This is a genomic window from Nonomuraea sp. NPDC004186, assembly GCF_053603495.1.
This window is the reverse complement of sequence record NZ_JBSGFQ010000236.1, coordinates 1-7,844: the sequence shown is the minus strand read 5'-3', so window position 1 is coordinate 7,844 and position 7,844 is coordinate 1. Positions and strand designations below refer to the sequence as shown.

Here is a 7,844-nt window from a genome sequence, read left to right as displayed (position 1 = left end):
TACCAGGCGCCAGTTCCGAATGTGGGTCATATCAAGTGCCGGCGTCGAGCGTGGCAGGCCCAACCGGGCCGTAGGTCAAGAATCACAGTTCCGATGCTCGTCGTGCCCGACGCGGCCGCGGGCACGCGCAAACCGGCGGGGTGCCTACCTGTGTGACCTCCGGGGATCAGCCTGCGGACCCGCTCCGGCCGATCATGTCGAGCAGAAGCTTCGCGGCCTGCTCCGCCCCGTCGGTGCGGACCGTCTCGGCCACGTCGGCCGCGCGGGCACCGGTCTCGGGGGCCAGGGCGATCTGGAGCGCGGCCGACAGGGACTCGGCGGTCGGTGTCGGACCGTCGTGTTCCGAGCCGATGCCCAGCTCGGTTACCCGGCCCGCCCAGTACGGCTGATCCGCGACCTGAGGCACGATCACCTGCGGCGCCCCGGCACGGGCCGCCGTCGTCGTGGTGCCCGCGCCGCCGTGGTGCACGACCGCGGCCACCCGGCGGAACAGCGCCTGCTGGTTGACCTCGCCGACGACGAAGCAGTCGTCCCGGTCGTCGATCAGGGCCAGGTCAGCCCAGCCGCTCCCGAGCAGGACGCGGCGACCCTGCGTCCGGACCGCTTCGATGACGGACCGGGAGACCTCCTGCGCGTTCGCGCCCCGCACCAGCATGCTGCCGAAGCCCACGTACACCGGCTCTGGACCGGCGGCCAGGAACGCCTCCAGACCGGCCGGGAGCGGGCGCCCGTCCGGCCGGATCCACGCGCCGGTCTGCGTCACGTCGAGCTCCGGCGTCTCCTGCCACGGGCCCAGGACCGGGTCGGCCGCCAGGAACGGGTGGCCGGTGAAGACGTGGTCGCGGACGCCGCTCACCGGCGGCAGGCCGATCGAGGCCCGGTGGGTGTTGATCGTGTCGCCGAACAGGGCTTCCATGTTCTCGGCGTGCAGGTCCCACAGCCCTCTGTTGTCGGTCACCTCAGGGGGGATCACCTGGCCCGGCCGGCGGAGAGGCGGGTGATGCGCCGACGGCAGGTAACACGGGGAGAAGGACGCGAACACATAGGGCACGCCCAGCTTCTCGGCCGCCGTGCGCGTACCGGCCAGGGCCGGGAACGAGCCGGTGGCCACCACCGCGGCGCAGCCCTCGGCCACCCCGGCGACCGTCTCATAGGCCATGGCGGTCAGCTCGGCGGAGATGTCGGACAGGCCCGCCTTCGCCTTTCCGGGGATCGCCCCCGTTGCCAGCGCGCGGATCGGCCAGGCGAGGGGAGTCAGCGGCACGTCGACATCGTCCAGCAGTTCCGCGAAGTCCGGCGGCGCGCACACCCGCACCTCGGCGCCCAGCGCCCGTAGCCGCACCGCCAGCCCCGTCATCGGCTCGACGTCCCCGCGCGACCCGTAGGTCACCAACACAACGCGCATTCCGCAGTCCCCGATCTCCGTGCGTTCCGGTGTCGAAGGGCGATTGTGCGGTACGACTGGGGCCTTGTGGCAAGTCCCCCCATGCGCTATAGGTTGGTAGTGGCAGGGAGTGGATATTCCCCTTGCCTTTGTTGCTTCGCCGTCCAGTAGGTGGCCTCCTCCATCTCGCCATGATCGTGCGGCAGCCCGTGGATAACCACAACTACGCACAGCTACTTTGAGGCTGGTCGCAGGGACACGGGTGGAGGGCATGAGGCACTGGCCCACAGCGTGGCGGCCAGTGGACCTTGGGCAGCGGCGTGTCCGGAGTAGCCGGGCTGGCTATCGCCGCTCCGGACACAGAGCATCACGGCGCGCCGTCCCCGTCGTCACACTGCGCTCACATCGGTGAGGGACGCGACGAGCCGCCTGCCTGCCCAGGTGAATTCCTCCCGCGGCCGGGCGTCCGGCAGGCCACGCGCGTGATGCCGTTGTCCGTGCTCGGCGTTGGAGTGGTCGGGATGGCACCCGCGGCCCGGTGGTGTGCTTCCGCCGTCGGTCATCATCCGGCCGGGTCGGGTTCGGCGGGGGACGGGGTCGGCGGCGGGGGAGAGGAGCCTCTGCAGGAGCAGGTTCAGGTTCGTCTGCAGTTGTTCGGCGCGCTGTTCGGCTGAGCGATGCTCGGCGCGCGCGTTGTCCCGTTCGCGTTCGGCGGCCTCGATCCGGCTGTTGCGGACCGCCACGAGGTTGCGGGCCTCGCTTTCCGCGCGGCGGGCCTGGACCACCTGCTGGGTGAGGTCGGTGTTGCGTTGCTCGGCAGCCTCAAGCTGCGCGCGCACCGTGGCGGTTTCGGTGCGGGCCTGCTCGGCGGCGGCCTGCGCGCCGTCGGCTTCGAGGGCTTCTTCACCGACGCCGCCACCACGCGGGGCCACCTGGAGCGCTTCTTCGCCGAGGTGGCGCCGGTCATGCGCGCCGAGCTGCGCTGACCTGCGGGCTCAGGCCCGCCACCGCGAGCCGGAACAGCCGCTCCGCCCGGGCGGCGGGATCGGGATGGTGCTCAGTCGCGAGGACGATCCCGACGATCAGCGCGATCAGGTCGGCGACGGTGACGCCTTCCGCCACCACGCCGTCCCGCACGGCACGGCGCAGCAGCTGATCGCCCGCCTTCTCCATCATCGCCGAGCAGGTGTTCTCATGCACCGAGCCGGGCTCGGCTCCCTCGTAGGACAGGGCCGCCGCCAGCCCTCGCGCCGCGACGCAGTAGGCGACGACGTCACCGAGCCAGCTCAGGAGCGCCGCGCGGCTGTCGCCCTCGCCCGCCAGCTCGTTCGCGCGGGCGCACAGGGACTCGACCCGCTGGTGGGAGACCGCCTCCAGCAGCGCGCGGCGGGTGGGGAAGTGGCGGCGCACGGTGGCCGAGCCCACCCCCGCCACGCGGGCGATCTGCTCCAGGGAGGCTCCGGCGCCGTGCGCGGCGACCTCCTCCTCGGCCACGGCGAGGATGCGGGCGTAGTTGCGCCGGGCGTCCGCGCGCCGGCGGTCGGGCATGGCGTCATCTCCAGTGTTGCTAAGTGGCGGGGCCCGCCGTATCGTATCGCACAGAAAGCGGCGGGCCCCGCCGTTTATTGCCCTAGGGAGCACCATGCCCGCACCATCCGCGCCCGTCCTGGTCATCGGCGCCACCGGCAGACAGGGCGGCGCCACCGCCCGCGCCCTGCGCGCGGCCGGCGTCCCCGTCCGCGCCCTGGTCCGCGACCCGGCCACCGACCGGGCCAGAGCCGTCGAAGCGCTCGGCGCCGAACTCGTCACCGGCGACCTCCACGACCGCGAATCGGTGATCCGGGCCGCCAAGGACGCCCGCGCCGTCTTCTCCGTGCAGATGGCCCCGCTGACCACCCGCGGCTTCGACTTCGACGATGAGGTGGCCCAGGCCGTCAACCTCATCGAAGGCGCGAAGGCCGCGGGAGTGCCGCAGTTCGTGCACACGTCCACCAGCGGCGCCGGCCGCCACACCGACGCCCCCGGCCGGGAGGTGGTGGCGGCCCCGCTGAACGCCAAGGCCGCGATCGAGGAGCGCGTCCGCACAGCCGGCTTTCCCCACTGGACGATCCTCAAGCCGGCCTTCTTCATGGACAACTTCCTGCCGTCCATGGCGTTCCTGTTCCCGCGCGGCGTCGCGGGCGGCCTGGTGAGCGTGATAAAGCCGCAGACCCGCCTGTCCCTCGTCGCTACCGACGACATCGGCAGGGCGGCCGCCGCGGCCATCGCCACGCCGGAGCGCTTCGACGGGGTCGAACTGGAACTGGCGAGCGACTATCTGCCGATGACGGAGATCGCCACAATCCTCTCCCGCGCGCTGGGCGCCCCCCTGTCCGCGCCGGACATGACCGAGGAGCAGGCACTCGCCGCCGGCATGCCGGCGATGGGCAGCTCGCACGAGTGGCTGAACGTTGCCGGCCAGCCGGCCCGGCCCCAGTACGCCAGGGACCTCGGCCTCCGGCTGACCAGCTTCGAGGAATGGGCGCGGCAGCACCTGCGGCCCGCGGCATGACCCACTGAGCGACAGTCGAGTGCCCGCCCGGTCCGGGCTCTTGCCGCCGCATGACACTGGCCCTGTCACGGCTCCTCACGGCCGGCGGCGCCTACCGCGCCGCCGTCATCGACGGCGGCCAGGCGAGGATGCGGAGCGCCTCGGAGATCTCATCGGGTTCGGCCACCCGGCCGGGTGGCCGAGCACTGGCGGGGTCATGTCCGCATGACGGATGCGAGGAGCGCCAGCTTGTCGGCGCTGTCGGTGCCGTGGTCGGGGTGGACGACGAGCGTCTGGCCTGTCGTGCCGCTGACGCCCAGTCTCTCCCGGTTCAGCCACGGGCCACCGACCTGGGGGTGGTCGATGTGCTTGGGGGTGCCTTCGCACGTGTTCACGTCGTGGCGGGCCCAGAGCCTGCTGAAGTGAGGGCTGGCGAGGGAGAGCTCGCCGACGAGTTCGATGAATCGGGGGTCATCGGTGTCGGTGCCGACGGACTCGCGGAAGCCGGCGACCATGCCCTGCGCGGCGTGCTCCCAGTCCGGGTAGAGGGCCTGCTCGGCGGGGTCGAGGAACACGTCCCGCAGGCGGTTGCCTCCAGCCACGAGTCGCGGTGACAGGGCGGTGGCCAGCGTGTTGGCGGCGAGGACGTCGAAGTAGAGCTCCTCCACGTACGCGGGGAGCGGAAGCGTGACGACGAGCTTGGCGACGCCGGAGGGACGGTCTCCTTCCGGGGCCGCCGCCGTCGCCGCCGGGGTTTTCCCGCCCCGAGGCGTAGCAGGTAGGCCGTCGCGTCGTCGTCGAGTTGCAGCACGCGGGCGAGGGACTCGAGGACCTGCGCGGAGGGGTTGCGGTCGCGGCCCTGCTCCAGGCGCAGGTAGTAGTCGGCGCTGATGCCGGCGAGCATCGCGACCTCCTCCCGGCGCAGGCCCGGCACGCGCCGTTCGCCAACGGAGGGGATGCCGGCCTGTTCAGGAGTGACGAGCTCCCGGCGGGCGCGTACGCAATCACCCAGAAGGTTGGACAACCCAGCTGTGCGCACGATTCCGCGGACCCACATTCACTGCGTCGCCGGCGTACCGGAGGGCATCGAGCGGCGGCCCGTCCCAGCGATACAGCCCAACGGCAGCCCGGCACAGGTATGGGAGCTGCAGACGGGACACGACTGCATGATCACCACGTCGGCAGAGCTCACCGAAGTGCTGCTCAAGCTCGGCTGACTCGGGGGTCCACTGGAACGGGATCCGACGTTGCCGAGGTTCCGCTGATCGGCGAGCCGCCGCTCTCCTCTGCCGAACGCGACTCGCGCCGGATTCCGTTCGAATTCACTCACCGGAGGCAGGCGCGGTAGCCGGCGACGGAACGTTGTGCCGGTTGCGGGCAGTGATCGCCGGTCCTCGGCGATGGGCACGGATCGTGGCCATGAGTCAGGTGTCGACGGGTTGTCCTGCGGCGCGGACGCGGTAGGTGTCCTCGATGGTGACGCCGCTGTGCAGGCCCCAGCTGACGATCCGTGCCGGGCGCAGAAGGATCAGCGGCCGGTCGCCGTCGATCGCCTCGGCGTTTCCGCGGATCTCCACACCGCGCGGCCGCCACGGCGGCAGCACGTCGTCGATGACCAGTGCGGCGCGGCCGTTGCGCGCGACGTCGCGGAACTTCCTGGAGCGGGCGAGATTGCGCCCGCCGATCTCGATGAGCGTGCCGGTCTCGTCGAGGGACCAGCCGACGGGTACCACGTGCGGCATGCCGTTGGCGCCGACGGTGGCCAGGCGCCCCACCAGCCGCTCGCCGCGCAGGTAGGCCAGCTCGCGTTCGCTGAAGATGCTCATGCCGGCACCGTCCGCAGGACGCGCACGGCGTACGGTGAGACCGCGACCCCGAGGACCGCCACGCCTCCCGCCAGCCAGAACAGGATGATGAAGTCCGAGTCGGGCACGGCCACGGCCCGCCCGCCGCTGCCGGAGGCGATCACGGCGGCGGCGAGCTGGCTGCCGACGACGCCGCCGACGGTGCGGGCGATGTTGTTGAGCCCGTTCGCGGTGCCAGTCCTGGCCGGTGGCACGATGTCGGCGATCAGCTTGGGCAGCGCCCCCATGACGAGCCCGGACCCCGCGCCGACCATCCCGTAGAACACCAGGTGATGCCAGTACGCGCCGTGCGCCAAGGCGATCAGCGCCGATCCCGCGGCCATCGCCAGGAACCCGATCGCCAGCGGCCAGCGGGAGCTGAACGCCTCCGAGATCCGGCCGACCGCCATGCCTGCCGGGATGATGGCCAGCATGCCGGGCAGCATCAGCAGGCCGGCGACCGTGACCGAGGCGCCGAAGCCGGCCCCGTCCGGGCCGGGCTGCTGCTGGGCGAACAGCGGGATCGCCACGTAGAAGAAGTACGACCCCGCGCCGAACAGCAGCGCGGCCAGGTGCGTGGCCAGCATCGGCCGGTCGGTCAGCTCTGCGACGTCGATGAGTGCGTCACTCCTGCGCCGCTCCAGGACCAGCAGGGCGGCCGCGAGCAGCGCCCCGAGCGCGAACAGGCCGAGCACCGGCGCCGAGGACCACCCCCACGAAGGGCCCTGGGTGAGGGCGAGCAGCACTGCGACCAGGCTGAGGCCGAGCAGCAGCGAGCCCGGCACGTCGAGCCCGCCGGAGGCGGCGTGCTCACCGCGAGGTACCCATCGCGCGACCATACCCAGGCTGATCAGCGCCAGCAGCGCGCCGAGGACGAACAGGTAGCGCCACGACAGCCGGTCGGCGAGGAGTCCGCCGACCACCAGCCCGGCTCCGGCCCCCGCGCCGACGATGCCGGACACCAGGCCCATCGCGGACGCCAGTCGTTGTCTGGGCAGCGCCTCGCGCAGGATCGCCATCGACAGCGGCACCACCGCCAGCGCCGCACCCTGCACGACGCGGGCTGCGATGAGCTGGGCGATGTCCTGGGCGAGCGCGGCGCCGGCCATGCCGACGGCGTACGCGGCGAGCACGCCGACCATCACGCGGCGCTTGCCGTACAGGTCGCCGAGCCGTCCGAGCAGCGGGGTGAGCACCGCGCTGGACAGCAGGAACGCGCTGAGGATCCAGGCCGACCAGGTCGGTGTGGTGCGCAGTTCGCGGGTGAGCAGGCCGAGTGCGGGAACCACGACCGTCTGCATCAGGGAGTAGCCGAAGACCGTCGTGACGAGCGCCGTCACGATCTGCCGGGGGGATGTCGGCATGGTCTCACCTCCAGAGATAATTAGCGCTACGAACAGTTCGTAGTGCTAACAACATAGTTTGGAGTACGAACTGTTCGCAACTACACTCGGCGGCAGGAGGTGCGGATGGAGAGCGCGACGGACGCCGGGGCGCGGCCCGGGCCGGGCTTCGCCGCGGCGTTGGTGCGGATGTCGCACCTGGTGCAGCACGTCTTCGCCGACGTCAGCCGCGAGCGGGACGTCACCCCGCAGCAGGCGCAACTGCTATGCGTGCTGACGAGCGGCGACGGGGTCGGGATGACGGACCTCAGCAGGCTCCTGCACCTGGAGAAGCCGAGCCTCACCGGGCTGGTGGACCGGGCGGAGCGGCGCGGCCTGGTCCGCCGCGTGCGCGACGGCGCCGACCGGCGCGCGTGCCGGGTCGAGTTGACGCCCGAGGGCGAGGATCTAGCCGTGCGGGTGCACGGGGAGATCGTCAGCAGGCTGGAGGCGCTGGCCGCGGACCTGCCGGGGGAGGACAGGCTGCGGGTCGCCGACACCTTGACTATCCTGCTCGCGCAGACCCGCTAGAGAGCGCTTCTCCGGGCAGGTCACAAGATGGCCTGCAAGGGCCCACCTGACGGCGCGCGGGACAAGGACGTCGAGATCCGTGTGCCACGAACGCTGTTGGAGGTTGCGATGTAGGAGGTCGTGCTTTCTGAAGGCGGTGCTGTGCTGGTGATGGAGGTTGGCCCTCCGGGATC

At 71.8% G+C, this 7,844-nt stretch carries 10 protein-coding genes and 1 pseudogene; 4 read left to right on the top strand and 7 right to left on the bottom strand.

The genetic code is table 11. The annotated features are described in order from the left end of the window. Positions 1 to 166 precede the first annotated feature (166 nt). On the bottom strand, positions 167 to 1,405 hold the full coding sequence (locus ACWEPL_RS64465) for a glycosyltransferase (RefSeq protein ID WP_452442856.1): 1,239 nt from the start codon (positions 1,403 to 1,405) through the stop codon (positions 167 to 169). 368 nt (positions 1,406 to 1,773) lie between these two features. Next, entirely contained in the window at positions 1,774 to 2,223 is a 450-nt protein-coding gene (locus tag ACWEPL_RS64460; protein WP_452442854.1) for a hypothetical protein, read from the bottom strand. On the opposite strand from ACWEPL_RS64460, the gene ACWEPL_RS64455 reads away from it, so the two are divergent. After that, positions 2,194 to 2,370: a hypothetical protein gene (locus ACWEPL_RS64455; protein ID WP_452442853.1), complete on the top strand. Its 177-nt coding sequence runs from the start codon at positions 2,194 to 2,196 to the stop codon at positions 2,368 to 2,370. The genes ACWEPL_RS64460 and ACWEPL_RS64455 overlap by 30 nt on opposite strands. On the opposite strand, the gene ACWEPL_RS64450 is transcribed toward ACWEPL_RS64455, so the two are convergent. After that, positions 2,348 to 2,932 (bottom strand): TetR/AcrR family transcriptional regulator, encoded by a 585-nt coding sequence (locus ACWEPL_RS64450; protein ID WP_452442851.1) that lies wholly within the window; start codon positions 2,930 to 2,932, stop codon positions 2,348 to 2,350. The genes ACWEPL_RS64455 and ACWEPL_RS64450 overlap by 23 nt on opposite strands. Positions 2,933 to 3,026: 94 nt before the next feature. Here ACWEPL_RS64450 and ACWEPL_RS64445 point away from each other — a divergent pair, with 94 nt between their 5' ends. Further along, positions 3,027 to 3,935: an NmrA family NAD(P)-binding protein gene (locus ACWEPL_RS64445; protein ID WP_452442850.1), complete on the top strand. Its 909-nt coding sequence runs from the start codon at positions 3,027 to 3,029 to the stop codon at positions 3,933 to 3,935. A gap of 194 nt (positions 3,936 to 4,129) precedes the next feature. On the opposite strand, the gene ACWEPL_RS64440 is transcribed toward ACWEPL_RS64445, so the two are convergent. Together ACWEPL_RS64440 and ACWEPL_RS64435 are read right to left on the bottom strand one after the other, a co-directional pair. Next, entirely contained in the window at positions 4,130 to 4,582 is a 453-nt protein-coding gene (locus ACWEPL_RS64440; RefSeq protein WP_452442848.1) for an MmyB family transcriptional regulator, read from the bottom strand. 170 nt (positions 4,583 to 4,752) lie between these two features. Then, a pseudogene (locus ACWEPL_RS64435) lies at positions 4,753 to 4,971 on the bottom strand (helix-turn-helix domain-containing protein); the annotation flags it as partial. On the opposite strand from ACWEPL_RS64435, the gene ACWEPL_RS64430 reads away from it, so the two are divergent. Further along, entirely contained in the window at positions 4,946 to 5,131 is a 186-nt protein-coding gene (locus tag ACWEPL_RS64430; protein WP_452442846.1) for a hypothetical protein, read from the top strand. The pseudogene ACWEPL_RS64435 and the gene ACWEPL_RS64430 sit on opposite strands and share 26 nt — an antisense overlap. A 207-nt stretch (positions 5,132 to 5,338) precedes the next feature. On the opposite strand, the gene ACWEPL_RS64425 is transcribed toward ACWEPL_RS64430, so the two are convergent. Together ACWEPL_RS64425 and ACWEPL_RS64420 are read right to left on the bottom strand one after the other, a co-directional pair. Continuing rightward, positions 5,339 to 5,740: a PPOX class F420-dependent oxidoreductase gene (locus ACWEPL_RS64425; protein WP_452442844.1), complete on the bottom strand. Its 402-nt coding sequence runs from the start codon at positions 5,738 to 5,740 to the stop codon at positions 5,339 to 5,341. Then, a complete protein-coding gene (locus ACWEPL_RS64420) occupies positions 5,737 to 7,122 on the bottom strand; it encodes an MFS transporter (protein ID WP_452442842.1) in 1,386 nt (461 codons plus the stop codon). The genes ACWEPL_RS64425 and ACWEPL_RS64420 overlap by 4 nt, the downstream gene beginning before the upstream one ends. A gap of 105 nt (positions 7,123 to 7,227) precedes the next feature. Here ACWEPL_RS64420 and ACWEPL_RS64415 point away from each other — a divergent pair, with 105 nt between their 5' ends. Further along, the gene (locus tag ACWEPL_RS64415) at positions 7,228 to 7,671 is read left to right on the top strand and encodes a MarR family winged helix-turn-helix transcriptional regulator (RefSeq protein ID WP_452442841.1); all 444 of its coding nucleotides are present in this window, start codon (positions 7,228 to 7,230) and stop codon (positions 7,669 to 7,671) included. The last annotated feature ends 173 nt before the right edge of the window (positions 7,672 to 7,844 follow it).